Genomic DNA, 24,212 nt, shown 5'->3' with positions numbered 1-24,212 from the left:
CGTTGTTAAACAGAACTAGGGCCAGTAGGCGGGTTTGACAATGGTGCCCCGGTCCCGGCAGTCGGTGCAGGCGACGCCCGTGGCGATGTAGCTACCTTCGCTGCCCGGAATGAGCGACACGACCGCGTAGCCGCCAACCGGCCCCAGAAAATTGATCAGGGGCTGTCGGGGTTTCGGAATGGTGTCGAGAAAACAGCCTTCGTAGCCCGTGCGAACCAGATCAAGCGAGAGCGAAGCGGGGCGATTGATAAAGACCCGGCGCTCTTCTAGGGTATGCCCTTCCAGAAAACCCAGCACCGGCTCGGTGGGGTTGGTCAGGCAGGTGAAATTACCCCCCACCTGCGAGGGGAGCGGATCAAACAGGCTACCGAGTTGCTCGGTCGTTTTTTGCAGATTATCCCAATAGGTGTAGGCTTCGGGCGACAGCGCAAACTGTCGCACCAGCAGGCTGTAGCGAATGGCCAGTTTAGGCGAACTGGCCGGGATGAAAAGCAACGGCGCCCGCTGCACCACATCCTGCGACAGCCGCGCTGTCGAGCCCAACAGAATGCGGGTCGACGCCTCGGTGCGCCAGCAGTGGTTCAGGTCGGGGCCTTCCCGCTGGACTACTTTATTGTTGACAAAAGCGTAGGGCGACTGGTAAGGCGTGCGGAACTCGAAGGTGTCTTCGTAATTCCAGCGGTAATAGCGCGTCTGGTTGGCCGGGTCGTGGGTATTGACGTAAATCTGCACGCCGTTGTTTTCGACCGCCCAACTGATGCTGTCGATTTTGGGCGTGGGCCGGATGGTGATCAGCTCCGACTGGTACTCGCTCCCCGCCGTGGTTTTGATCCGCACCCGATACGTTTTACCCTGTACCAGTGACGTCGATTCGAGAGCGTAAGTGCCCTGCCCCCGGTCGGTGAAGGCGTAGGTGGCGCCGTCGGTTGCTTCGACCCGGATCGTGGCCTTAAGCTCAGGTGCCGCGGTACGGGGCTCTTCCAGATTTTGCGTACGCGACAGCTTGATCACGCTGACGCCGTTGGTCAGCGCCCCGTCGACAACCAGATACCGGTTGGGGGCCGTAATCTCGGGTGGCCGGTAGGGGTCTACGCAGCTGTCGAGCAGGATCGGTAAGAACAGAGCCAGCACACGGCAGGCATCCCAGGTTAGGCGCATGTCAGAAGCGAAAATTGTAGGTCAGCGTTGGAATGGGCTGGCCAAAGATGGAAAGTTGATACCCCCGGATACGCCCGTTCACCGACGTGAAATAGACCGAATAGGCATTGCGGCGGCCGGTCAGGTTATAGACGCCCAGCGTCCAGGAACTGTGCGCCAGTTTCCTGATTTTGTGGTTGCCTTCGATGTTCAGCGACAGGTCGGTGCGGAAATAATCCGGGATGCGGTACTGGTTGCGTTCCGAATAATAAACCCGCTCGGTACCATCGACGACGTAGCGTGCCAGCGGCAGCGTAATGGGTCGACCGGTGCTGTAAGTGGCATTGACCGAGATGCTCAGCCGCCGGTTGATCTTGTAATTGCCAATCAGTGTGACGTCGTGGGGTTTGTCGTAGCTGCTGGGATAATAGCTGCCATTGTTGACGGCCTCGGCCGTGTAGGGCGTTACAGTGCGCAGCAGCGAGCGGGCATAGGTGTAGCTGAGCCAGCCGTTAAGCTTGCCGCTTTGCTTTTTGAGCATCACCTCCACACCATAGGCCACGCCTTCGGCATTCACCAGATCGGTTTCGAGGTGCTGGTTGAGCAGCAACGTACCCCCGCTCCGGAAATCGAGCTGATTTTGCAGGGTGCGGTAATACCCTTCCACCGACAGTTCGATGGTGCTGGCCCGCAGGTTCTGGTAAAAACCGAGCGAGTACTGGTCGCCCACCTGCGGCTTCAGGTACGTGTCGCTCAGCTTGTAGATATCGAGCGGCGAAACCGCCACCGTATTCGACAGCATGTGCAGGTATTGGCGCATGCGGTTGTAGCTCGCTTTCACCGACAGGTTGTCAGTAATCAGGTAGCGCACGCCCAGCCGGTATTCCAGCCCCCCGTTGGTAGATACCACACTTCCCGGGCCGTACTGGAGCGTGTCGGTGATGGTGCGTTCGCTGCGAGCCTGGTTGGGGGCGTAGGTAAAGACGCGGCTTGGGCCAAGGTTCATGAACAGCGAATAGCGCAGCCCTCCATTGATCGACAGCCGGGGCGTCACGTCGAACCGGTCGTTGATGTACACGGCGTTTTCAAGGCCCTGCTCGTTGGGTACTACCGACGGCTGAATCAACGAGGCCTCGCCCGTTGGTTGCAGGTTGCCGGGCCGTAGGCTGTAGTGCGTAGTGCCAATGCCAAAATCGACCACGTGGGCTGGGTTTGGGAAATAGGCAAAGTCGATTTTGGCGGCACTCTGCCGAATGTCGAACCCAAAGCGGAAGCCTTCGGTGGGTTTTTTGTCGCTCGATACACCGTAGTTATAGCGGCTATACGTACCCGTCGTGACGGCATAGAGCTTGTTGGAGAAAATGTGCTTCCACTTGGCCGATACTACCTGATTCTGGTACGTATACAGGCTGTCACCGCCGATCTTGAACTGGTCGCGGCTGAGGTAGGCCGTCAGGTAGAAGCTGTTTTTGTCGCTCGCCTCGTGGGTGATGCCCAGGTTGACGTCGTAAAAAGCGGCCTGCCCATTGTTGTATGTGCCGTTGGGTAATTGCCGCAGCAGCCAGTCGGAGTAGGTAGTGCGCCCGCCAATCAGGATTGACGTTTTGTCGGTAATCAGTGGCCCTTCCAGCGTGAGCCGCCCCGTAACGGGACCTACGCCGCCCGCGCCCACCCATTTTTTCTTGTTACCGTCGCGGGTAGCAATATCGAGTACCGACGACAGCCGACCCCCAAACCGGGCCGGAATGGCGCTCTTATACAGGTCAACGCTTTTGATGATATCGGGGTTGAAGGCCGAAAAGAAGCCGAACAGGTGCGACGGATTGTAGATCGTGGCGTCGTTGAACAGAATGAGGTTCTGCCCCGCCGAGCCCCCGCGCACGTTGAAACCGACGGTGCCTTCGCCTACCGATTTCACGCCCGGCAGGGTCAGCACCACCCGGATGAGGTCGGCTTCACCCAGCACCGTAGGTACCTGTTTGATGGTCTTGATGTCGAGCCGTTCGGAGCCCATCTGCGTACTGGCCACGTTTACATCTTTGCGGGAGTTGATGGTTACCTCGCGCAGGGGCACCACTACCTCGTCCATGTCGAGGTCGAGTTTGCCATCGCTCCAGATCACGACCTGCCGCTTTGTGTCGAGCAGGCCAATGCTCCGAAACGTCAGCTCGTGTCGGCCGCGCGGCATGGGCAGGCTGTAATAACCATACGCATTCGTCACCACGCCCGTGCGGGGTTTGTCGAGCATGACAGTTACGCCCACGGCCGGTTCGCCCGTGGTGGCGTTCCGGATCCGGCCCGCCAGGGTGGCGTTGCCGCTCCGGCCGGCGTTGGCCCGCTGCCCAATCTCCACCACCCGGCTTTCCAGCGACAACCGGGCTTGGTCGCGCGCGGCCCCAAATTCGACCGCCACCGTATCGCCCGACCCATTTCCCGCACCCTGATCAAAGAAATTGGGCGGCAGTTCGGTACGGATCGCCTGCTCGACGGTGATGAATACCCGCTGCTGCCGGTCGATGGCGAAGCGCAGGTTGGTGCCCGCCAGCACCTGATTAAGCAGCGCGGCCAACGGCTGATTGGTCGCCTGCACACGTACCTGAAGACTGTCGACATCGCGCCGGGCGTAGAAAAACCGGTAAGGCGTTTGGGCTTCCACCTGCTTCGCAAATTGCTCAAACGGCACACCGGCAAACGACCCGCTGACCGTGAGCTTGGTTTGAGCCCAGGCCCATGGCCCCACACCCAAACAGACTACGACAAAAAAGAGACGGTAAAAGTGGGTCATTGGGGCTTGTTTAATTCGTCGTATCGTTGAGCCAGTGCCTGAAGGGCCAGTTCCGGGTCTTCCTTGAAACGCGCCTTCTGCTCGCGGGCATAGGCCGTTAGCTCTTTCCGCCGGTCGGCCAGCAGTTTCACCAGTGCTTTTCGGGACCCTACTTTCACGTACTGACCCTGTCGGCGGATGTAGTAGGCTGTGTTCGACAGGTATTCGCCGAAGCTGCTTGGCACGGAGCTTATCTGAATGCGTTTGGTGTGGCGTGCCAGCAGGCGGGAAGGACCGTCGTAGAGCAGGTCGTAATACCCCTCGGGCAGGCGCGATTGGGTGGTGTCGATAAGCCGAATGAAGGTGTGATTCAGCAGGCTGAACGACTGAACGGTTTCGCCTCGGGGCACCATCCAGTAACCGGCCCGGTGGTCGGCTACCAGCGCATCATTGACCAGGTCATACCGAATCGGAAGGGCATAGGCGTTGCCGCCCGCTTCAACCCGACCGGGCATGGCGCTGTCGGTGACGAAGTAGGCGTGGCCGCGAAGCCGCCGGTCGTGCCCCAGGTATTGCGAACCGTTGAACAGCCCATCGGTGCTTGAGTCGGCCAGCGCCGCCCGTTGCAGGGCCAATTGGATCGATTCGTGCCGAAAAGCCGTGTCAGGGCGGGCCGTCTGCCCAAAACCAGGTATAAGCTGTTGAGTAAGGCAACACAGAAAAAAGAGGAAGCGCATAGCTCCCCAAATACCGAAACAACGGGCGCTAAAACAAGAAAAACCCCGCCGGATTTATTCGACGGAGTTAACAAAGTTGCCATTTTCGTAAATCGCAGGTAGTTTGTCGTATACTCGAGCTTTCCCGCCGCGTAAGCCAACGTACCTGAAGCCGACCGGCGTGGGTGTGGTATCGGCCAACTGGCAGGTTACTCAGGAAAACGAAGTCTGTGTTGGCTATAAATAACCGCCCCGACCCGGCACTGTCGAGGGTGGTACTGTAGCGAGCCAGCCGACCTTTCAGCGACACCATCAAATTAGTTTCCGATTTGTCGGTGGTCGCATCATCGTTTTGCGTCGGCTATCCGGTAGCTGCTGAGGTCGATAGCATACTCCGTTGGTGATAGGCTTTTCAGCCGTACACCACCCGGCATCGCTTCGGAAAGTACCAGCTGGTTACGCGGGAGTATCGCGGTGTAATCGACTGATTGAAAAATAGGGAGCCCGATTTCCAGCTCTGGCAGCGTGTTGTAAGCGTAGAGCGGATAGCAGTTGAAGGGCACGGTAGCCAGGTACGTATCCAGACTCATCCACCCCGCCTGAAGCTGAAAAGCCGAGCCCGACAGCACTGGCCAACCGTATTTATTAGCGCCAAACTGTGCCCGTTTGCCCGTTGGTTTGCCCGAAACAGCTTTGGTATGGCGGAGGGCTGCCGTTCTCCTGAACCGCTGGCAGACGTTGGCGTTGCTGTCGTCGGTGCTGCATAACAGGTACGTTCCGTTGGGGTAAGCCACGACAAACGACACGCCCTCGGTGGTGCCGCCAAACGAGTCGTCGTTGGTGAATAACCAGGTCGATGTTTTCCGGTCGAGGTACACGCTTGTCTCGCGTGCCTTCCCGTTCTGATTGTGGCTAAATGTCAGTAACTCATTGAATTTGATGACTCCCTGCGCCACGCCTACCTGCGTAAGCAACAGCAACACCGCAACGTACCTGGTCATGGGTGACTTATTTTTCCAGTTTGGTCAGCATCATCGACGACTGTTTCTGGCCTTTCTCATTGACCTGTTCCGACTTCACCACGCCGATTCCTTTAGCCAGATACTCGGTTCCTTTCAACGTGCGGTTGCCCATCAGCCGCATGTTTATGGTGTACGTGATCTTCACGCAGTCGAACGTACCTGCCGGGGTTTCAACGGTTTCCATCCCGGCCACCTGCCGATCAACGATGTTGACGGTCAGCGTCATCAGGGTCATGCCGCTTTCCAGGCTCGATTTTACGGTAACGCTGGCATCGTTCAGTTTGTCGCCCACGTTGAGCTTGGCTGGGTACGTTAACTGATCACCGGTAATGTCCATGCGGAGGTTGGCCGCTTTCGGAATCATGTCGGAACTGATGTTCCTGACGTCGGTGTAGTAACTCCCGTCGATGCACTTGCCGAATGATTCCCCTTTGGCCAGCAGCTTGCCTTTGGGATCGTAGGTTTCGTTGGAAAAAACGAGCGAGGTGCCGCCGTTAACAGGCTTGTAATCAATAATCTGGTACTTGAGTAAGGCGGCCGGTTTGTCTTTTTTGTCGTAACTGGTCAACTCAAATTTCAGCCCTTTCTGAAAGGCGAAATAACTGCCGCAATCCTGCGCGCGAAGGGCAATAGAACCCGTGAGCAGGGCAAGAAACAGGATGATTCTGGTCATGGTTGATTGAAAACTAGGGGTCGTGTTACCGGCAAACCTGCGCTAGCCGGGTATAAAACCGGGTCGAGAGTTGGCCCATTTTTTCCTGGCAATCGTAATCGGTTTCGCGGCCTTCAAACTGCTTTTTCAGCTTGGCCGCGTTTTGCCGATGCTCCTGCCAGAGCACGCGTTGCTGTTCCCCACAACGCATTTTCTCCCGGATGGCGCGGCGGCGTTTTTCGGCTTCAGGGTCACTGTCTTCCCGCATCTGATCGAGTTCAATTTCCAGCCGTCGCCGCGCAATCTTCAACTCGATGTCGGCCATCTTGTATTGATCGTCCACGTTGGTGGCCATCGCCATGGTGGTGCGGTTCACTTCGCTCAGGTCGTTGAGCATCGCGGCATTGGTGGCTCCATCGGCAACTTTTTTCTGCATGGCAGCCCCCAGCTCGCGGGCTTGCCGACGTAGTTCGCGGAGCTGCGCATCGGTCTCTTCGTCGTCGGCAGCTAGTTGTTCCGCCTGCTCTTTTTGTTGTTCACGTTGCGCGTCGGCCAGTTTGTCTAGCATCAGATCGCCGAACGGCTTGTAGCCCGCTCCCGAAAACTGCCGCGCTTTCGGGTAAAACGTCACCAGCCGACAGCCCTTGGTGTTGGGGACATCGTTGACCTGAAACACCAGATAAACATGTTTATTAAAATGGTTCATCAACAAGCCGATGCCGCCCATACCCACTGCGGCGTGGTTCGTTTTCAGGGGAGCATACTGCCCGGTGGCCAATCCCAGGTCGATAAGCCACACATTCACCCGGCCTTCGGGACCGGTGGCTTCGTAAATCTCGACCGGAATTGGTTTGGCATTGCCTTCAATAAGCCGGGCGGGCAGGGTCGTTTTCTTGATCACCTTCGCCGTTCGCCAAAACATATCCCCCTGATTCCAGGCATCGAACCGGGCAGTCGTGGTTGTCTGCATACCATCGCCAGCCGTCATTTGTACCAGCATCTTCCCCCGCTCAGGCGATTTGATAAACATCCGCTGGGTCATGCTGGGTAAAATGGCCCAGAAATCTATTTCGCCATCGCCAGTGGGTAACTGCCCTTTGGTCATGGTCAGCAGGTTGTCCGGGAAAAAGCCGATCAGCCCGTTGTTGATGTTCAGGTACTGCGACACCTCGCCTCCCTCGCCCGACTGATCGTCGTTGCAGGCCACCACCAGGTAATGGGTGAAGCGGTACAGACCATTTTCGGCGGGAATGGCTTCGGGCCGGGCCGAAAACGTGGGGCGGGTCAGTACAATGTCTTTCCCGGTGCGCTCTGGCTTGATAATTTCGATCCGCTGAGCCTGGGTGACGGGCAGGGTGGTTAGCCACAGGGCAACGCCGCCGACAAACGAGTAGATGGTCATGGAGTTGGGCCGGTTAGTTGCATTTGGCCAGCACGTCGGCGGCTAGTTTTTTGGCCAGACTGAGGTTGATGCTTTTGTCGGCGCTGACGTTGGCGTGAACCTGAAATGTAGTCCGGCCTTTCAGCACCACCAGTTTTTTGTCGGTCACCTGCCAGGCCGCTGCGTCGCCGATGCCCGCCACGTCTTCGTAAACCGTGTTGTTGGCCAGCGTGCCCCCCACGGCCGCGCCCGTTTTACGGTCGCCAGTGCCGTGGCCTCGTTTGGCCAGTTCCTTGTCGAGCAGCTCGGCCATCTGCTTTTTCTCGGCTTCGGTGGGTGTGCGATAAAACTGCCGGAAACGCTTCAGGGGGTCGGGATAGCGGTTGGCTTCAAACTGATCGAGCCACGATAGGCCGATAACATTTTGGTCGGGTGCAGTCACGGACCCACTGCCGAAACCGACTTTTATCGTCACCGTCCGGTCGCTGGGCCAACTGTACTGATAGGAATCATATTTTGGGTATTTAGCCGATTTGCGGTACTCCAGTTTCGCCGTTGACAGGCTTTTGCCATAGATTTTCTCGATGGTGGCTTTGGGGAGCAGTTGGTCGAGCCGGGTCTGGTACGTGAGCAGGCAGTCGCCGGGTGCAAAGGCGGTCAGCGACAACGACAACGTACCCAGCAGTAGAGCGTATGGTTTCATCGAAGGATATCGGCCTAGAGTTTCAGGAATTCGACGCGCCGGTTGTTGGCTTTGCCTTCGGGCGTGGTGTTGGAGCCAACGGGGGCGCTTTCACCTTTACCGTCGGTGTCGAGTCGGCTGGCGTCGATGCCAAATTCAGTTGATAAAGCCACTTTTACCGAAGCCGCCCGCCGTTTCGAGAGCGCCAGATTGCTGGCATCGTCGCCGTCGGAATCAGTATGGCCAATGATCTTTACACGTACCCCGGCGTTTTCTTTCAGGACGGTTCCAATCTCTTTGAGCACCCCATACGACTCGGGCCGGATTTTATCGGAGTTAATATCAAACAGAATACCCGTCGTGCTGAACTTACCTTCCGTGATGAGTTTGGCGCGGGTATCGGGCGCACCGACGGCATAACGCAGGTTGGCGACCATAAACTCATCCTTGTTGTCGGCGGTGGCGTAATTCATGTAGGCCGTTCCAAACTTGAACGCGTTGTACTTGAGTTTGGGATCGAAAGCCTGCGGAATATCCAGGACCTTGGTTTCATTGGCATAGATGCGCAAGCGTGTTTTCTGTCGCCAGATCGAAAACTTCACGAAGGACGGTTTTGAATAATCGTCACCACAATCAAACTCTTTCAAATTCAGTCCTTCATTTTTATTGACCTCTTCGCTCTTTTCGTAAACAATGAACTTGCCCCCACCACACGGGTGCCATTCAAAATAAATACCGTCCTGAATGTATTGATTGGCCAGGTCTTTTTTGGGACTGTCCACCGCCGACAAATACAAACTGTAGGTCAGCAGGTTGTTGGAATTGTAGCGCGTAAACACGTCAAACTCCAACGTGAAATTGGTGGGCATTTCCTTGACGTATTCGGGCTGGAAAAAGCCGTCTTTCGACATGAATAGCCACTTGCCGGGCTTGCCTTCCAGCGTGACCAGTTCGGCCGTTGAATTGGTGTTCCAACCCAGGGGGAAGTCGCCCACGTTTGTGGTTGCAAAGTCGTCGTAGGCCAGTACGTTTTCGCCCGCTACAAAATCAAATTTGCTGTATGCTTTCAGGGGGCGTGGTTCATCACGACCACCCGCGCTGCCTGCCGATGACCCGGCGTTCGGCCCCGCCGCGGGTTGATCGCCGGGTGCGTTGGTCTGGTTATCAGTAGTTTGTACGTCGGCTTCGTCGGCTGGCTTGGGGTCTTTGGCTTTCTTGTCTTTCTTTTTGAAGATGTTGCCAATGCCCTCTTCTACCTTATCCAGCCCCCGGTTTATGCCCTGGTCTACCTTGTTATTGACCCGATATTCGACGTTGCGTTCAACCGTTTGTTTGGGGTCAGACACCCGCACCTGGGCACGAGCGACTGTCAAGCTGAGTATACTGACGAAAGCCAGTCCGGCCAGTCTCATCTGATGCATAATCCGTTGATTTTAGCGTATTAATCACCGGCAAATATTAACGCATCAGTAGCCTGAATAACAAATTAGTTAATAGTACAGTGGTTTGAGTGTGCGCTACTCGTATTTGAGTAAACCACTGAGCGAACGGTCGAATTGGGTCTCTTATCGACTGAAATGACCGGTTGGTTTACCTGTATTGGGCATCAGTGGGTTTGCCTTTTGCCGGTCAGTGCCTTTTCGTAGTATTGTATTGATAGCCCCTGATTACTACGCTATGGTGCGTTGGCTCCTTCTTTTCCTGCTGTGTTTGTCTGGGTTCAGCCGAGCCAACCCGTCGCCGCGCCCATCAGACACGCTGACTCTGAGCCAGTTGGTGCGTGGGTATACGTACCTGCGCGACCAAAGTTATCTGACCATCACCGACCCCGGTGTGAGCTGGCAGAGTGCGTATCGGCAGCCGGCCACCACTCGCCTGACGCCCGATCTGCGGACCTCGGCGCGGTCGGCCTACTGGGTGCGGCAGTGGGTGAAAAATGATACCGATTCGGCCCGGACAACGTACCTGTTCGCCGCTACGAACCAAACTGTAACGGTCTATTTGCTTACGCCCGACAACCACTTGACCGACTCGCTGCAATGCGGCACAATGGTTCCCCGGCAGCGTTGGGCCGACCTCAGCGACGATCAGTATATTCCGGTGAGCATAGGTGCTGGCCAAACCCGTCTGCTGCTGATTCGGGTGGCTCGGCAGCCGGGCTTTTTACCCGCGCTGACCCAGGCCGACCTGCCCCGACCTGTGGTGGATCTGCGGCTTGAAACCGAATTATACCATGTTCAGCAGATTGCACGCCAATATCGGCGCAACCTGCCCGAACTCCAGTATCGGTCGTGGGTACAGGGTGGGCTACTGTTTTTTCTGCTGTTCGTCGTGCTCATTTACGCCCAATACGGGCAGGCATTGTATGGGTATTATGCCCTATACGTACTGGCCGGCTGCGTGTATTCACTGTTGAAAACGCGTACCTATACGCCTGTTGGTCAGTTGCTTGCTGGTATACCCCTGGTCCGGTTCCACGCCCTCGAATTCGTTGTCTGGTCGGGGTGGGGGGCCTATATGTTGTTTCTGGTCGAGCTACTGAACCTAACCGCTACGCATCCGGTGGCGGCCCGGCGACTGCGCAACTGGGGCCGGGCCGCCGTGGGCTACAGCCTGCTGTCGGGTACGTTGCTGATGCTGACCAACGATGGGGGCCTGTATCAACTCAATTTCTGGCTTTGCCGAATCGTGTTTGTTTCGGTGCACATCGGCGTGCTGGTCTGGCTGCTTCGGCGAGTCCCGTCTATCCTGACCCGTTACGTGGTACTGGGCAACGTGTTGCTCACGGCGATTGGCGTGCTGGCGTCGTTGCGAGCGGCAGAGCTGATTTTGAAGAACACCTCCCTGCCCGGTTTTGTCGATAACCTGCTCATGCTGCCGCTGGGCGTGCTGCTCGAAATCATTGTCTTTGCGCTGGCGCTGGCACATCGTATCCGGCTGGTCGATCGGGAGCGGCTGGCCAGTCAGCAGGCGTATGTGGAGGAAATCGAGCAGCGAACGGCCTACGAAAAACGCCTGGCCGAGGTAGAAATGCTGGCCTTACGAAGCCAGATGAACCCGCATTTTCTGTTCAACAGCCTGAATACCATCGAATATTTTGTGCTGAAAGGCGACGAAGCCAACGCCACCCGCTACCTGTCGAATTTTTCGCGGTTGCTGCGGCTTATCCTCAATCATTCCAATGAAGAAACCGTCCGGCTGTCGGAAGAACTGACCGGGCTGAAGCTGTACCTGGAACTGGAAAGCAGTCGGTTCGACGAGAATTTTCGGTACACGATCGAGGTAGACTCGGCTGTTGATCAGGATGATGTCATTATTCCGCCGCTGTTGCTGCAACCGTTTGTCGAGAACGCGATCTGGCACGGCCTTCAGCACAGCCTCCGGCCCGATAAGCGGCTGTGGGTACGGGTCATGCTGGTGTCAAGCACGCTTATCCAGTTCGACATTGAGGATAATGGCATTGGGCGCGAGGCGGCCGGGCAGTTGAAAAGCCGCCTGTCTACCCGTCGTACGTCGTTGGGCATGAGTATCACCCAGCAGCGAATCGATCTGTTTAATCGAAATTACCCCGCCCAACTCAACGTGCAACTAATCGACCTCAGCCAGAACGGGCAATCGGGTACGATCGTCCGGATTACGTACCGGCTCAGTTCGGCTTCCGTGCCCGTAACCGCCCCAACCTACACCCAGCTATGACTGTTATTCTGATCGACGACGAAAAGCACGCTACCGAGTTACTCGCCATGAAGCTGCGCAAGCTGAATATGGACGTGCAGGTGCTGGCCACGTTCAATCAGCCCGAGGCGGCGGTCGAGTTTATTCGATACACCCCGTTCGATCTGCTGTTTCTCGATATTGAGATGCCCCGGATGAACGGATTCGAACTGCTCGAACAGGTGGCGAGTAGCTTCCATTTTGATGTCATTTTCACCACCGCCTACGATCAATATGCCATTCGGGCGTTTCAGTACAGCGCCCTGCATTACCTGCTGAAACCGGTGCAGGAAGATGAACTGCGCGCTGCCATCGGGTTGTGGCAGAAACGAACCCTTCGCCAGCTACAACAGGCACAGTTCAACCTTTTCCGTGACCAATACGCCCTGTCGGTCCCCGAACGCCCCAGCCGCATAGCCCTGCCTACGCACGAAGGCCACGAAATTGTGAACGTACCTGACATCATCCGTTGCGCGGCTGATGCGAGCTACACGCATTTCTTCCTGAAAAATGGCAGCAGCCTGCTGATCTGCCGAACTCTGAAAGAAGTGGAACAAGTGCTGGAACCCAACGGTTTTTTACGCGTCCACCATTCGCACCTGATCAACCCAACGTACCTGCATAAGATTGTGCGGCAGGAGGGCGGCTACCTGCTCATGGCCGACGGGACGCAAGTGCCGGTAACCAAACAGAAACGCGATTTCCTGCTGAACCAGATTGCCGGTATAGACCGCCGCTGACCCGTTTGGCCAACGTTATTGAACCCAAAAAGGCCCGCCCCGCTATCGGGACAGGCCTTTTTTTGAGTGACTATAGAGACAGGCGTTACGTCGTGTACTCAAACTGGCTCAGGCCCAGCACCTGCCCCGTATGCTGGCGTACCTGCTGAAGCAGCGCCACATCGTTGGCTAGCGACTGCCCGAAGCTCGGGATCATCTCCCGGAACTTGGCTTGCCAGGCTTCGGTCTTCATCTGCTCGGGGAAGCACTTGTTGAGCAGGTCGATCATGATCGAGACGGCGGTTGAGGCACCCGGCGAGGCACCCAGCAGGGCCGCGATGCTGCCATCGGCGGCGTTCACCACTTCGGTGCCAAATTCCAGCACACCGCCTTCTTCGTCGTCTTTCTTGATTACCTGCACCCGCTGACCGGCCACCTCCAGGTCCCAATCGGACATCTGGGCGTCGGGGAAATATTCGCGCAGGGCCGCCAGCCGGTCGTCGGGCGATTGCATCACCTGCTGAATCAGGTATTTGGTCAAGGCCAGATTGTGCATCCCGGCCATCAGCATCGGCGCGAGGTTGCTCATCTGAATCGACTTGGGCAGATCAGAATACGACCCGTTCTTGAGGAACTTGGTCGAGAAGCCCGCATACGGCCCAAAGAGCAGCTCCTGCTTTCCGTCGATCATGCGGGTGTCGAGGTGCGGCACCGACATGGGTGGCGCGCCCACCGACGCTTTGCCGTAGACTTTGGCGTGGTGCTGATCGATAATGGCCCGGTTGGTGCAACGTAGCCACTGCCCACTCACGGGGAAGCCGCCGTAGCCTTTGCTTTCGGGAATATTTGATTTTTCGAGCAGCCGCAGCGACCCGCCACCCGCGCCGATAAACACAAAGTTGGCGTGCACGTCGCGCTCGGCGCCGGTCGTCACGTTTTCGACGCGGATCTTCCAGCCGCCCAGCGATTTCGACCGCCAGATTTCACTCACATCGTGGGCAAAATGCATCGATACGCCCGGCATTTCTTCCAGTCGCCGGAACATGGCCCGCGTGAGTGCCCCGAAGTTTACATCGGTACCGATCTCCATGCGGGTAGCGGCCACGGGCTGAGCCGGATCACGGTGTTGCATCACCAGCGGTGTCCACTCGGCAATCTGCCCCGGATTCTCGCTGTACTGCATGCCGGCAAACAGGTGCGACTGTTGCAGGGCTTCGTAGCGGCGACGCAGGTAACTGACGTTGTCGTCGCCCCACACAAAACTCATGTGCGGAATCTGACGGATGAAGTTGGGGGCATCTTTCAGGAAGCCTTCTTCCACCAGGTGCGCCCAGAACTGCTTCGACTGCTCGAACGACTCGGCGATTTTCACCGCCTTCGAGGTTTCGATGGTGCCGTCTTCGCGTTCGGGGGTGTAGTTGAGTTCGCAGAATGCCGAGTGACCCGTGCCTGCGTTGTTCCAGGCATCGGAGCTTTCTGCCGCGGCCTGATCGAGCCGCTCAAAGATTTGAATGGTAATGTCGGGGTTAAGCTCTTTCAGCATTACCCCCAGGGTGGCACTCATGATACCGGCCCCAATCAAAATGACGTCAGAAGATTGAACGTGAGCGTCTTTACGTTTTCCCATGCGATTATGTTGACCGGCCGCAGCCCGTCAGCATAAAGACCAAAATCGGGGGCGGCTTGTTCCTGAAAAAGGGAGATTCTACGGATTTCATTTTCCGATAGAAACCTGTCGGGAAGAAGTTGGACGATGGGGAGTTGTAGCCCCCAACGTACCTGAAAAGCGCCTTGCTCAGGCCAACCCTTTCAGCATGTCGTAGTAGGCTTGCCAGCCCGTGCGGGTAGTTGGTTTGATCAGGTACGTTACGCAACCCCGCCGGTAGGCGTCCTGGATGTCGGTCTGATCATCCGACGCGCTGAGCATGATGACGGGTATGCGGTTGAAGGGAGCTGGCAACTGCTGAATGGCGGCCAGCGTGCGCCAGCCATCGTCTCGCCGGGGCAGGTACAAGTCGAGCAGAATAAGCTTGGGCATGGCTCCAGGCTGGTGCACGTTTGTTTCCAGATAAGCAATGGCCCCCGTTCCGGTTGTTATCGGAATGACGCTCAGGCCCGGCAGTTCCTGCCTGATTGCCTGCTGCAACACCGCCAGCTGATCGATGTTGTCGTCGATGATCATCACGTTGACCTGTCGGGCATCAGGTTTAGGATAGAGGCCGGGGCTATTCAGGAAGGGCTTCATGACAAAAGAGAAGTGGGAGACATCTTAATCAAACCCTGTAATTTGTAAATGCTTCTTTGCGGGTCAGTGAAATAGGCGAATAAATTGATTGACTGGTGTTGCTATATAGCGCTCAGGAACGGTGAGTTAACTCGTTCTATCTGGTTTGTCAAACGTGCGCTGCCTTGTCAGATCGTCCAACTGAGTCTGGTTATGAAAAGGCCGTCGATCAGCAGGCAACCCACTTCGCCCCGTTGATCTGCATAGTTAATCAGCGTATAGCGGCCGTAGGTGGTCGTGATGGGGTTATGGTGGTAAAATCGATCGAAGGGTAGCAGGGAGACCAGTTTGAATACATCACCGTCCCGCTCTGCCAGCAGCGGTTTCTCAAACCAATGGAATAGATAGAGCGGCCGATCCTGCACCGTGAACATTGACCAGAGCTGAATGCCGACGTACCCAAAGCGAATATCGGATGGCGCAGTCGGTGGGGCTAATTTTCCCAGCGCGTAGCCCGCCACCAGATCGTTTTTGTCGGCCAGGGTAGTTATAGGCAACGTGTTGGGTGTCCTGACTTGCGCAAGAGCAGAGCCACCAATCATATGCCCTGAACTGCTGAGTACCAGGTACGTATCGCCTTCTTTCCAAATCGTATTCGCATCGCCAATGCCGGTAAGGTGGGTTTCCCGGCTGGCTTTGTCGTAAAAATAAAGTGTGCCACCCCACTCGCCGTGGCTCCGCCCAAACACGATGTAGCGGTCGTCTTCGGCGAGTTTGGGTTGTCGACCCATAGGTACGTTGTCGGCGTAGGGACGCCATTTGCCTTTGCTGTTCAGGGCGTAATAGAGGCCATTTGAAAGGCCAACCAACTGCCCGTTGAGCAGCCAGTGGTATTGGAAGCGCTTCGTGTTGAGGCGCTTCTCATAGTCGCGGTCGCGCGTCAGGTTGGGTAGTGTTAAGCAGACAAAGCCCACCGAATCGAAAAGGCTCACTAGCCGGTTTTCGTAAATAACCGAGTAGGCAACGGCGTAGGTACGGTCAGCGCCGGTTTCGACAGTCGTCTGTTGGACGGTAAACGGCATGGGGTTCGGACTAAGCTCGATCCGGTAGCCCCGCCCTTCATACAGCAACGGTAGGCGGAGGCTGTCTTTCTGATTTGGCTGCCAGTAGTATGTCTTTGTAATATTCTTGATGAGCGGCTCGAAATCGACGGATTGGGCCGGGGCCGTCTGCATGAACAAACAAGCGAGCAGGCAGGCCAACCAATGGGTGCCAGCAGCCAGCGGTAGGGCAACGAATGGGGGCAGCGGACGGCAGTGAGGCATAGACTGAGGTGAGTTATAGATGGCTGGCGGTTTCATGAAGCACCGTCGAAAAACCCAGGGCAAAGGATTGCCGGTGGCGGAAACGGCCGTTTTGGGCGACCGCCCCTTCCAGCAATGCGTAGGCTTTGCGGGCTTCGTCGGGGGTAGAGTATAGCGTTGTCCAGGCATCGGTAGCCGAGAACGGGGTGAGGGTCATCGCGCCGTAGTAAAACCTGATGGGTAGGTTAACGATGCCGGGCTTGAACAGGATGATGTGGCTGTCGTGGATGGCCCGGAAAAAGAGCGAGTAGAACGTCAGTGTTTGCTTTACCCGCTGCCGAATCTGCTCGTCGGACTGCGGGGCGGTCGGCCTCGTGAAAATGGTGTTGGCCAGCGACTGAAACCGGTCGGCGTCTTTGCCCAGATTCAACCGATAGGCGCGGTATTCCAGATCGACGCGTTTGCCGTTGACGCGTTTGCGCAATTGCATGGAAAAGCCATTCGGGGCGAGTTTCAGACCATGAAAGGTGCTATCCTGGATGTGCAGGTCGTCTTGTTGCACCAGGTAGCGGGCCTCGGTGCGCCGCCCGTAATAGATAGCCTGACATCGCCCTGTCGAGTCGAAATGAAGCAGACTATGGCCCAGACTGGCGGCCAACTGCTCAACGGCCGCGTTTTCGGTATCGTTCAGCCAGCTGTGTCTGTTATAAACCTTGATGCGGGCCACGTAGAACGTACCCAGTATCAAGGGGCGGTCGGGGGCGAGGGTCGCAGTGGATTGCTCGGCTGGTTCGCTCCAACAACCCGTCAGCAGCATCCCTACCAACAGGCTGAAAAAACCAATCAGTCCAGCGGTTTTCATTGTTCTCGTGTCTGTATCAGCGATCAACCGATTCGATCCGTAATGCCTTAAAAAGGTAAGGTAAATGAACCAAAAAATGGCGCTGACTCAGCGGCGAACGAGAATTTTGCGGTTATCGAATCGGTTCACATCCGACCAGGCACCCAGCGGATCGACCACCACGGCAACGGCGTTCTTGGGCCGGGGTAGCCAGAACACGTTATCGTCACGCCCGGCGGTGGAGGGCTTCACCAGTTGCCGGTGGATGATCTGCCCGCGGTTGTCGAGCAGGGCTAGCGGTACGTAGTCGTTGAGTAGCTGCTCCTGCATGGCGCCGAGCCCATCGTCGAGGTATTTGTGAGCGACGATCTGCACACCAAGGCGGTCGTCGTAATGCCCGATGGCACCCACGGCTATACTGAAACTAGGGCGCTCGGTCAGGTACGTTGCGGCGTATTGGAGCGAGTCGGGGAGGGCGTTGTGCAGGGCCGTTACGTACCCAGCCGAATTGCCAGCCGGATGCTGCCGATGATACTGCCCAATCTGCTGACAGAGGGCCTCGTGCCCCCAGACTTCACCAACGCAGGTGAGTGACAGCGGCGCTTTGACCAACGCTACATACGAGGCGGCCGGGGCGTTGCGTATGGTGGGCTCCCGGTCGGTTTGTTGCCCGCGCCCGCGCCGGTAGATGACGTCGAACTGCGCTAGTTGAGCCGTCAGCCAGGCGTCACCGCGTTGTTGGCGCACGATGCGCGTGGCCAGGTACGTGGCCAGTCCGTCGGTCAGCAGGCCATTCGGTTGGGTGGTTGGTTTCAGGCACGCGGCGAGCCACTGATTCAGCACCTGTTTCGTTACGGCCATATCGAGCCAGCCAGCATCGATGAGGCGGGTGGTATTGGTCATCCATCCGTCGCGCTCCGACAGCCGTATCTGTCCGCGGCCTGAGCGTCCGACAATGGGATTTACCGTCGGCGTCGTGAAGGGTGTTTCCGTAATGTGCAGCGTTTCGGTCGGGAACGTACCCAGCCAGCGCGATCCCTGTTGCAGCGCCCGCCTGACGGCCTGTTGTATGGCCTCACGGTTTTGCGAGTGCACATAGTGATACTGCACATTGATCCGCTGACGCCCTACGTTCACCTGCTCCGTCGTGGTGGTGTAGGGCGTAATCAGGGCGGTTGTAACCGGCTCATCGGCAGTAGCCACCACCCAGCCGATGCCGCCGACAGTGGCCAACCCGACGAGCGACAGCAGGGTCAGGTACGTTGGCGTCAGGCTATCCCGGAAACGGGTCAGCAGCCGGGGCAGGCCCACCCATTCGCCGCGTTGCGCCAGCCGGGGTGCCAGCAAGAGCAGCCCAAGCCCCACCACCGACCACAAGAGCGCCAGCCCGGTGCGCAGGGAATGCAGGCCGCCGTAGCCCGTCAGGTCGGAGTAGAGCGCCGAGCCGGGCAGGTACGTATACAGCCATCGCCAGTTTGAAGGCGGTCCGGCCGCCGTCGTGCTGTGGAGGTAAGCCAGCCCTCCCAATCCGATCAGCAGTACCAGATGGCCCACAAACCGGTTGGGCAGCATACTCTGCACCAGCACCGCCAGCGCGATGAGTTGCCCGTACCGAAGGAGCCCGTCGCCCAGCAGATCGGCCGCATACAAGGACCAGTCGATCGGCGTCTGACCATTGTGCCATTGCAACCAGAGACCCGTTCCGAACAGAACAGCGGTGAGGCCCGTTGCCAGCAGCAGCAGGGCTCCGGCTTTGCCCAGCAGCCCAACCCAGGCGGGCAGGGGTGTGGCGTCGGTGAGCAGCCAGAGGCCTGCGGTGCGTTCCCGATGCAGCAGTTCGCCCGTAAAAACAACCAGAAACAGGCTGATGTACAGGTGCATGGGTAGGCGTATGAACGTCAGGCGCGAGGTGAATGGCAACAGCCGTTGGCCGCTTGCCAGCGTGTCGGTGGGGGTATCGCCCAACCCATTAGCGTAACCTAGTATGCCCAGCACGAGCAGCAGCAATGCCATCAGCACCGCCGGTTGCCGCAGAAGCCAACGTGCATTGGTCCAGGCCAGTCGCGCCACTATTTGCCACGAAACCAGCAGACTAGCCGGTTGAATGGGTTGTCCAGTGGTGGCGAAGTTGGATGGGTCGGGGGCAATCTGTGCGTTGCCAGGTTGCTTTTTGAGGCTTTTCCAGAAGTAGACGAACTGGGTGTAGCGGCGCGACAGGTCGGGAAAGACCGCGCCCCGATCGAGCCAGTAGGGGAACGACAGGCGGGCTTCGGCGCGGGTCAGTAGCCAGCCGCTGAGACCGAGCCAGAGCATCCGGTTGATGAGCAACAGCACCGGTACATCCAGCGTCAGGAGCAGAGTATTTTTATCGTTGATCGGTAGCCCCTCCACGGCCTGCCGAATCGCTAGCATCCCGAACCGATCAAGCACCTGCATCCAGTCGAGGTCGACCACGGCCGCATAACCCAGTTGGAGCAGCGTTGAGGTGAGCACAAGCGTAAGCAGGGTGAGGTAGGCCCCGGTTATGTGCCGTAGCAAAGCGGTCAAAGAAAACGAAAGGCAGGTTACGATCAATAAGTTAGGAAGCAGCAGCCAACCGAAGCCTCCCGGCACGGCCAGCCACGTAAACGACCAGGAAGCCCCGGCCGACTGGCTGGGCGAGTCGACCCAGAGCGGCACCGTCAGCACCCCCAGCGTATAGCCTACTCCTAGCAGCAACGCAACGCCCAACGTACCCAAAAACTGCCCCAGGAAGTAGGTACGTGCCTGAAGGGGCAGGGCATACAGGTACGTACCCACGCGGTAGTCGCGGTCGCGCAGGAGGGCCTGCCCCGTGAGGAGGGCCACCGAGGCGACCAGCAACGGTCCCAGACTGGCAAAGGCGATGTAGCTAATGACCGGGGCGTTGGCCCACAACCGGAGGTCGGCCAGTTGCCGGAAGGTGGTTACGCCCATGGCCGCTCCCTGCGCGAATACAAGGACAAACAGCGCCCAGAACAGCGGTTGACGGACCTGATACCGAAGCTCAAAACGAGCGGGGAGGCGTAGTTCGCGCATAGCAGGGTGTTCAACGTTCAAAGTCCAACGACCAAGGTAATTGGCACTTGCTGAAACACGCGCCAGTTGCCTTGGTCGTTGGACGTTGGACCTTGAACTTGTTACAAATAATCCATGGGGTGATCGGCGATGCGGGTGTTGTCGAAGAAGGTGTTTAGCTGTTGAAAATCAGCGTCGGAAAGCTCGAAATCAAACACATCGAAGTTGTCCCGGATGCGTTCTTTCTTCACCGATTTTGGAATGGTTACCACGCCATGCTGCACCGACCAGCGTACTAGTATCTGATAGGTGCTTTTGCCATAACGTTCGGCTAGGGCAACCAGCCGCGGGTCATGCTGTTTCTGCCCCCTTACCAACGGTGCATAGCCTTCCAGCTGAATGCCCTTCGCCCGGCAATAGTCGAGCACCTCAGGTACGTAACAATACGGACTGAACTCGATCTGGTTGACGGCGGGCGTGACGGTGGCCGTCTCGAACAGTTCGTCGAGGTGAGGCGGGTAATAATTCGACACCCCGATGGCGCGGGTACGTCCTTCGGCATAGAGCCGCTCGAGTGCCCGCCAGGTGTCGCGGCGATGTTCGCGAATGGGCCAGTGAATCAGGTACAGATCGACCACATCGAGTTCCAGTTTGGTCAGGCTTTCGTCGAAGGCGCGCAGCGTATTGTCGAAGCCCTGGTCGGCGTTCCAGACTTTGGTGGTGATGAACATCTCGCCTCTGGGTACGTTGCTGGCCTTGAGGGCGGCGGCTACATCGCGTTCATTGCCGTAGATCGCCGCCGTGTCGATAAGCCGACAGCCCAGTTCGAGCGCGTCTTCGACGGCCTGTTGCACTTCATTTCGCTGGCTCGGGGCATACACGCCCAGGCCCAGCAACGGCATCTCGACGCCGTTGTTCAAGGTAACCGAAGGAATAGTCATGGTAGGTAGAGTGAATGAATAATGTACAATGTATGATGTACAATGCACGATGGAGCCGGGCGTCGGACTGCTAACGCGAACTCATCGTACATCGTACATTGTGCATTGTGCATTGTACATCATACATTGTACATCATACATCATACATTGTACATTATTCATTCAATAAGCATCGTTTAGGGCGAAGATGGGCGTGTTGGTTTTCCATTTGCCCCGCGTGAAATCGGGGACTTCGACGAGCTGCCCGCCTTTAGCGATGCTCTTCTCTGATAGCGGGCTGATGGCACTCCAGACGGCCGCGTCGTAAACGTCGATGGGCGGCTGAGTTTTGTATTTCACCGATTCGATGAAGGCCTGCATCACGAAAAAGTCAATGCCGCCGTGGCCTGCCTTGTCGGCGGCGGCGGCGTGTTTTTTCCAGAGCGGGTGGTCAAATTCGGGCTCGTAGGCGGCAAAAGGTTCCCAGGCATGCGCTTTGGGTTTGCCACCTTTGGCCGTGCGGTTCTGAAAAAAGACGCTGTCGTTATCGTCCATCCAGATGCCTTCGGTACCCTGCGCCCGGAAGCCCAGCGAGTAGGGGCGGGGCGAATTGGTATCGTGGATGATCATGATGGTTTCGCCGTTGGCGCATTGCAGCATGGTCGTCACCACGTCGCCCAGCTTGAAGTTGACATTGGCGTTGGGGTGATTGGCCCCGCCATTATCGACCACGTATTTGTGCAGACCCCGGCTTTTGGTAGCGGTGCTGCTGAGGGCTGTGAAGCGGTTGCCCCGGTTGATGTTGAGCCAGTGCGCCACCGGCCCCAGCCCATGCGTGGGGTAGATATCGCCGTTGCGGTCGACAGAGTGCTGGGTGCGCCAACGGGCTTCGGCGTAGCCTTTCGGGCCAAACTCGACACCCCCACCGGCATAGTGCTGCCCATCGTTGAACTTCACCGCCCGTAGGTCGTGCTGATAGCCGCAGTGGGCGTAGGTCATTTCGCCAAACAACCCCTGCCGGATCATGTTCAGCACCATCAGTACGTCGCGGCGGTAGCAGACATTCTCCAGGATCATGCAGGGCGATCCCGTTTTCTCGAACGTGTCGACCAGATCCCACGACTCTTTGAGTGTTACCGTCGCCGACACTTCGACGCCCGCGTATTTGCCCGCTTTCATGGTCTCGACGGCCATCGGCGTGTGCCACTCCCAGGGGGTCGCGATGATGACCCCGTCGATGTCGTCGCGCTTGAGTAGCTCTCTAAAAGCCTCGTCCTGGCGGGCGCCCCCACCGTTGCCGTACACGACCGGGCGGGGTTTGCCGAGTTTATCGAACAGGGCGAGCGTTTGCTGCACGGCGTCGGGGTTGGTATCGCAAATGGCGGGAATCTGCACGTCGGAGCGGTAGAGCGCCTGCTGAATGTGGTCTCGCCCGCGAAAACCCGTGCCGATGAACCCGAGCCGGACGGGTTTGTCGTCGGCCGCCAGCGAGTGGGGATTGGCGTTGCTCAGCAAACGGGGCGTTCCGCCGAAAGTAGACAGGCTGGTGGGGACGAGCGCCGCGGCAAAGGCGGCATCACGCAGGAAAACACGACGGGTAGATCGGTTCGGCATAAGGCAGGAATGAGTCAGTACCTACCGGTAAACATACAACGAAGCGCCGAGGTTTTAATGAACGATTTGACCCTACTGACCGTTACGTTACTGCCCAGATAGGACTCGTATTTTGTTTAATCTTTATTGGTAAACGTTGAACAAGATTTACGCAAGGCGGGTTATCTATCTGACCATTGCACTCCTGTGAGCGACGAATTTTGGCCGGTGACGATCAGTACGAAGTGACCCCGCTCTATGGTCTGCCTGTGTTGAAGACATACTTTCTTACGACAGGTTGAACCGATTTTGATTAGAAACCTATCATGATGGATACCACCGGGGCCGAGGCTCCACGGGTAGCTGTGTTCCGAAAAGAGCACTTCAACGCTGCCCACCGTCTGAACAATCCGAACTGGTCAGACGAGAAGAATACACGTGTCTACGGCAAGTGCAACAACCCGAATTTCCACGGCCACAATTACGAATTGACCGTGCAGGTTGTTGGCCCGATAGACCCCGAAACGGGCTATGTGATCGACATGAAAGTGCTGGGTGATCTGATCAAGACGCAGGTAACCGACCGCTTCGACCACAAAAACCTGAACCTCGACACTGACGAATTTCGCGACCTTAATCCGTCGGCCGAAAACATCGCCATTGTCATTTATACCATTCTGAGAAAACACATCGAGCCGTCGCTCGATCTGAAAATTCGTCTGCATGAAACCGAACGGAACTTCGTCGAATATCCCGCCTAATGGCGTCCCGGCCACGAACGGGATTTATGTTAACGGTCATAAAAATGGCCATTCCACTCACGGCTTGTCAGACGAACTGGTTGATGAACTGGGCGATAACCACGCCTCAGCCAATCTGGAGACGCCCCTGCGCCCGGATGCGTTCGATCTGGACGACAACCTGAAAATCGACCTGATTGAAGAACATTTCCGCGAAATTATGACCATTCTGGGCCTCGACCTGACGGACGACAGCCTGAAAGGAACACCGCGCCGGGTGGCCAAAATGTACGTCAACGAGACGTTCAAGGGCCTGAACCCGGCCAACAAACCCAGCACAACGCTCTTCGACAATAAGTACCAGTATAACCAGATGCTGGTGGAGCGCGACATCACGGTGCAGTCGTATTGCGAACACCATTTCGTACCCATTATCGGGAAAGCGCACGTGGCGTATATCAGTAGCGGTAAGGTGATTGGCCTGTCGAAACTAAACCGGATTGTGCAGTACTACGCCAAGCGCCCGCAGGTACAGGAACGCCTGACGATGCAGATCGCCGATGAATTGAAGCGCGCCCTCCAGACCGACGACGTAGCGGTTATTATCGACGCCGCTCACCTGTGCGTATCGACCCGTGGGGTCAACGACACGGCCTCGTCGACGCTGACGGCTGCCTACAGTGGTAAGTTCGAAGATGAAGCTACGAAGCAGGAGTTTTTGAAGTACGTAGGCATGGCCAAGCCAACAATGTGAGCATGTTCAAGGT

20 protein-coding genes are annotated in these 24,212 nt (G+C 57.2%); 5 read left to right on the top strand and 15 right to left on the bottom strand.

The window, feature by feature from the left end:
• Positions 1 to 15: 15 nt before the first annotated feature.
• Genes ACAW74_RS01940 through ACAW74_RS01930 form a run of 3 tightly spaced genes read right to left on the bottom strand, consistent with a single transcriptional unit; the run spans position 16 to position 4,638 of the window.
• Complete coding sequence (locus tag ACAW74_RS01940; RefSeq protein ID WP_370696502.1) at positions 16 to 1,158, bottom strand: DUF4249 domain-containing protein; 1,143 nt, start codon at positions 1,156 to 1,158, stop codon at positions 16 to 18.
• Position 1,159: 1 nt separating this feature from the next.
• Positions 1,160 to 3,922 (bottom strand): TonB-dependent receptor, encoded by a 2,763-nt coding sequence (locus tag ACAW74_RS01935; protein WP_370696501.1) that lies wholly within the window; start codon positions 3,920 to 3,922, stop codon positions 1,160 to 1,162.
• Positions 3,919 to 4,638, bottom strand: coding sequence for a hypothetical protein (locus ACAW74_RS01930; RefSeq protein ID WP_370696500.1), 720 nt, complete (start codon positions 4,636 to 4,638; stop codon positions 3,919 to 3,921). The genes ACAW74_RS01935 and ACAW74_RS01930 overlap by 4 nt, the downstream gene beginning before the upstream one ends.
• Before the next feature lie 103 nt (positions 4,639 to 4,741).
• On the opposite strand from ACAW74_RS01930, the gene ACAW74_RS01925 reads away from it, so the two are divergent.
• Positions 4,742 to 4,864 carry a hypothetical protein gene (locus ACAW74_RS01925; protein ID WP_370696499.1) on the top strand — a complete coding sequence of 41 codons (123 nt, stop codon included), beginning with the start codon at positions 4,742 to 4,744 and terminating at the stop codon, positions 4,862 to 4,864.
• A 97-nt stretch (positions 4,865 to 4,961) separates the two neighbouring features.
• Here the strand turns inward: ACAW74_RS01925 and ACAW74_RS01920 are convergent, their stop codons facing one another.
• The 5 genes from ACAW74_RS01920 to ACAW74_RS01900 are packed head-to-tail and all read right to left on the bottom strand — an operon-like array spanning position 4,962 to position 9,775.
• Positions 4,962 to 5,618 carry a hypothetical protein gene (locus ACAW74_RS01920; RefSeq protein ID WP_370696498.1) on the bottom strand — a complete coding sequence of 219 codons (657 nt, stop codon included), beginning with the start codon at positions 5,616 to 5,618 and terminating at the stop codon, positions 4,962 to 4,964.
• 7 nt (positions 5,619 to 5,625) lie between these two features.
• On the bottom strand, positions 5,626 to 6,312 hold the full coding sequence (locus ACAW74_RS01915; RefSeq protein ID WP_370696497.1) for a TapB family protein: 687 nt from the start codon (positions 6,310 to 6,312) through the stop codon (positions 5,626 to 5,628).
• A 25-nt stretch (positions 6,313 to 6,337) separates the two neighbouring features.
• Positions 6,338 to 7,693: a hypothetical protein gene (locus ACAW74_RS01910; protein ID WP_370696496.1), complete on the bottom strand. Its 1,356-nt coding sequence runs from the start codon at positions 7,691 to 7,693 to the stop codon at positions 6,338 to 6,340.
• Positions 7,694 to 7,706: 13 nt separating this feature from the next.
• Complete coding sequence (locus ACAW74_RS01905; protein WP_370696495.1) at positions 7,707 to 8,375, bottom strand: hypothetical protein; 669 nt, start codon at positions 8,373 to 8,375, stop codon at positions 7,707 to 7,709.
• A gap of 14 nt (positions 8,376 to 8,389) precedes the next feature.
• On the bottom strand, positions 8,390 to 9,775 hold the full coding sequence (locus tag ACAW74_RS01900) for an OmpA family protein (protein ID WP_370696494.1): 1,386 nt from the start codon (positions 9,773 to 9,775) through the stop codon (positions 8,390 to 8,392).
• Between the two features lie 256 nt (positions 9,776 to 10,031).
• On the opposite strand from ACAW74_RS01900, the gene ACAW74_RS01895 reads away from it, so the two are divergent.
• Positions 10,032 to 12,050 carry a histidine kinase gene (locus tag ACAW74_RS01895; protein WP_370696493.1) on the top strand — a complete coding sequence of 673 codons (2,019 nt, stop codon included), beginning with the start codon at positions 10,032 to 10,034 and terminating at the stop codon, positions 12,048 to 12,050.
• The gene (locus tag ACAW74_RS01890) at positions 12,047 to 12,808 is read left to right on the top strand and encodes a LytR/AlgR family response regulator transcription factor (protein WP_370696492.1); all 762 of its coding nucleotides are present in this window, start codon (positions 12,047 to 12,049) and stop codon (positions 12,806 to 12,808) included. Before ACAW74_RS01895 ends, ACAW74_RS01890 begins: the two co-directional genes overlap by 4 nt.
• Positions 12,809 to 12,893: 85 nt before the next feature.
• On the opposite strand, the gene ACAW74_RS01885 is transcribed toward ACAW74_RS01890, so the two are convergent.
• From ACAW74_RS01885 to ACAW74_RS01855, 7 genes are all read right to left on the bottom strand, one after another.
• Complete coding sequence (locus tag ACAW74_RS01885; protein WP_370696491.1) at positions 12,894 to 14,414, bottom strand: malate:quinone oxidoreductase; 1,521 nt, start codon at positions 14,412 to 14,414, stop codon at positions 12,894 to 12,896.
• Between the two features lie 168 nt (positions 14,415 to 14,582).
• Positions 14,583 to 15,032, bottom strand: a complete 450-nt coding sequence (locus tag ACAW74_RS01880; protein ID WP_370696490.1) for a response regulator — start codon at positions 15,030 to 15,032, stop codon at positions 14,583 to 14,585.
• Positions 15,033 to 15,199: 167 nt separating this feature from the next.
• On the bottom strand, positions 15,200 to 16,336 hold the full coding sequence (locus ACAW74_RS01875) for a hypothetical protein (protein WP_370696489.1): 1,137 nt from the start codon (positions 16,334 to 16,336) through the stop codon (positions 15,200 to 15,202).
• Between the two features lie 13 nt (positions 16,337 to 16,349).
• Entirely contained in the window at positions 16,350 to 17,177 is an 828-nt protein-coding gene (locus tag ACAW74_RS01870; RefSeq protein ID WP_370696488.1) for a hypothetical protein, read from the bottom strand.
• An 87-nt stretch (positions 17,178 to 17,264) separates the two neighbouring features.
• Positions 17,265 to 20,213 (bottom strand): ABC transporter permease, encoded by a 2,949-nt coding sequence (locus ACAW74_RS01865; protein ID WP_370696487.1) that lies wholly within the window; start codon positions 20,211 to 20,213, stop codon positions 17,265 to 17,267.
• Positions 20,214 to 20,314: 101 nt separating this feature from the next.
• A complete protein-coding gene (locus tag ACAW74_RS01860; RefSeq protein WP_370696486.1) occupies positions 20,315 to 21,133 on the bottom strand; it encodes an aldo/keto reductase in 819 nt (272 codons plus the stop codon).
• Between the two features lie 162 nt (positions 21,134 to 21,295).
• Positions 21,296 to 22,726, bottom strand: a complete 1,431-nt coding sequence (locus tag ACAW74_RS01855) for a Gfo/Idh/MocA family protein (RefSeq protein WP_370696485.1) — start codon at positions 22,724 to 22,726, stop codon at positions 21,296 to 21,298.
• Positions 22,727 to 23,031: 305 nt separating this feature from the next.
• On the opposite strand from ACAW74_RS01855, the gene ACAW74_RS01850 reads away from it, so the two are divergent.
• On the top strand, positions 23,032 to 23,466 hold the full coding sequence (locus ACAW74_RS01850) for a 6-pyruvoyl trahydropterin synthase family protein (RefSeq protein ID WP_370696484.1): 435 nt from the start codon (positions 23,032 to 23,034) through the stop codon (positions 23,464 to 23,466).
• Entirely contained in the window at positions 23,429 to 24,199 is a 771-nt protein-coding gene (gene folE, locus ACAW74_RS01845; RefSeq protein WP_370696483.1) for a GTP cyclohydrolase I FolE, read from the top strand. Before ACAW74_RS01850 ends, folE begins: the two co-directional genes overlap by 38 nt.
• The last annotated feature ends 13 nt before the right edge of the window (positions 24,200 to 24,212 follow it).

Origin of the sequence: Fibrella musci (assembly GCF_041321105.1) — a bacterium.
GTDB classification, from domain to species: domain Bacteria; phylum Bacteroidota; class Bacteroidia; order Cytophagales; family Spirosomataceae; genus Fibrella; species Fibrella musci.
This window is presented reverse-complemented; position numbering and strand designations above follow the sequence as displayed.

Bases quoted from the DNA above. Each gene is read 5' to 3' on its own strand.
- ACAW74_RS01930 (WP_370696500.1), bottom strand. From the start codon at position 4,638: ATGCGCTTCCTCTTTTTTCTGTGTTGCCTTACTCAACAGCTTATACCT.
- ACAW74_RS01915 (WP_370696497.1), bottom strand. From the start codon at position 6,312: ATGACCAGAATCATCCTGTTTCTTGCCCTGCTCACGGGTTCTATTGCC.
- ACAW74_RS01905 (WP_370696495.1), bottom strand. From the start codon at position 8,375: ATGAAACCATACGCTCTACTGCTGGGTACGTTGTCGTTGTCGCTGACC.
- ACAW74_RS01880 (WP_370696490.1), bottom strand. From the start codon at position 15,032: ATGAAGCCCTTCCTGAATAGCCCCGGCCTCTATCCTAAACCTGATGCC.
- ACAW74_RS01940 (WP_370696502.1), bottom strand. From the start codon at position 1,158: ATGCGCCTAACCTGGGATGCCTGCCGTGTGCTGGCTCTGTTCTTACCG.
- ACAW74_RS01895 (WP_370696493.1), top strand. From the start codon at position 10,032: ATGGTGCGTTGGCTCCTTCTTTTCCTGCTGTGTTTGTCTGGGTTCAGC.
- ACAW74_RS01860 (WP_370696486.1), bottom strand. From the start codon at position 21,133: ATGACTATTCCTTCGGTTACCTTGAACAACGGCGTCGAGATGCCGTTG.
- folE (WP_370696483.1), top strand. From the start codon at position 23,429: ATGAAACCGAACGGAACTTCGTCGAATATCCCGCCTAATGGCGTCCCG.
- ACAW74_RS01865 (WP_370696487.1), bottom strand. From the start codon at position 20,213: ATGCGCGAACTACGCCTCCCCGCTCGTTTTGAGCTTCGGTATCAGGTC.
- ACAW74_RS01900 (WP_370696494.1), bottom strand. From the start codon at position 9,775: ATGCATCAGATGAGACTGGCCGGACTGGCTTTCGTCAGTATACTCAGC.
- ACAW74_RS01855 (WP_370696485.1), bottom strand. From the start codon at position 22,726: ATGCCGAACCGATCTACCCGTCGTGTTTTCCTGCGTGATGCCGCCTTT.
- ACAW74_RS01870 (WP_370696488.1), bottom strand. From the start codon at position 17,177: ATGAAAACCGCTGGACTGATTGGTTTTTTCAGCCTGTTGGTAGGGATG.
- ACAW74_RS01910 (WP_370696496.1), bottom strand. From the start codon at position 7,693: ATGACCATCTACTCGTTTGTCGGCGGCGTTGCCCTGTGGCTAACCACC.
- ACAW74_RS01920 (WP_370696498.1), bottom strand. From the start codon at position 5,618: ATGACCAGGTACGTTGCGGTGTTGCTGTTGCTTACGCAGGTAGGCGTG.
- ACAW74_RS01850 (WP_370696484.1), top strand. From the start codon at position 23,032: ATGATGGATACCACCGGGGCCGAGGCTCCACGGGTAGCTGTGTTCCGA.
- ACAW74_RS01875 (WP_370696489.1), bottom strand. From the start codon at position 16,336: ATGCCTCACTGCCGTCCGCTGCCCCCATTCGTTGCCCTACCGCTGGCT.
- ACAW74_RS01885 (WP_370696491.1), bottom strand. From the start codon at position 14,414: ATGGGAAAACGTAAAGACGCTCACGTTCAATCTTCTGACGTCATTTTG.
- ACAW74_RS01935 (WP_370696501.1), bottom strand. From the start codon at position 3,922: ATGACCCACTTTTACCGTCTCTTTTTTGTCGTAGTCTGTTTGGGTGTG.
- ACAW74_RS01890 (WP_370696492.1), top strand. From the start codon at position 12,047: ATGACTGTTATTCTGATCGACGACGAAAAGCACGCTACCGAGTTACTC.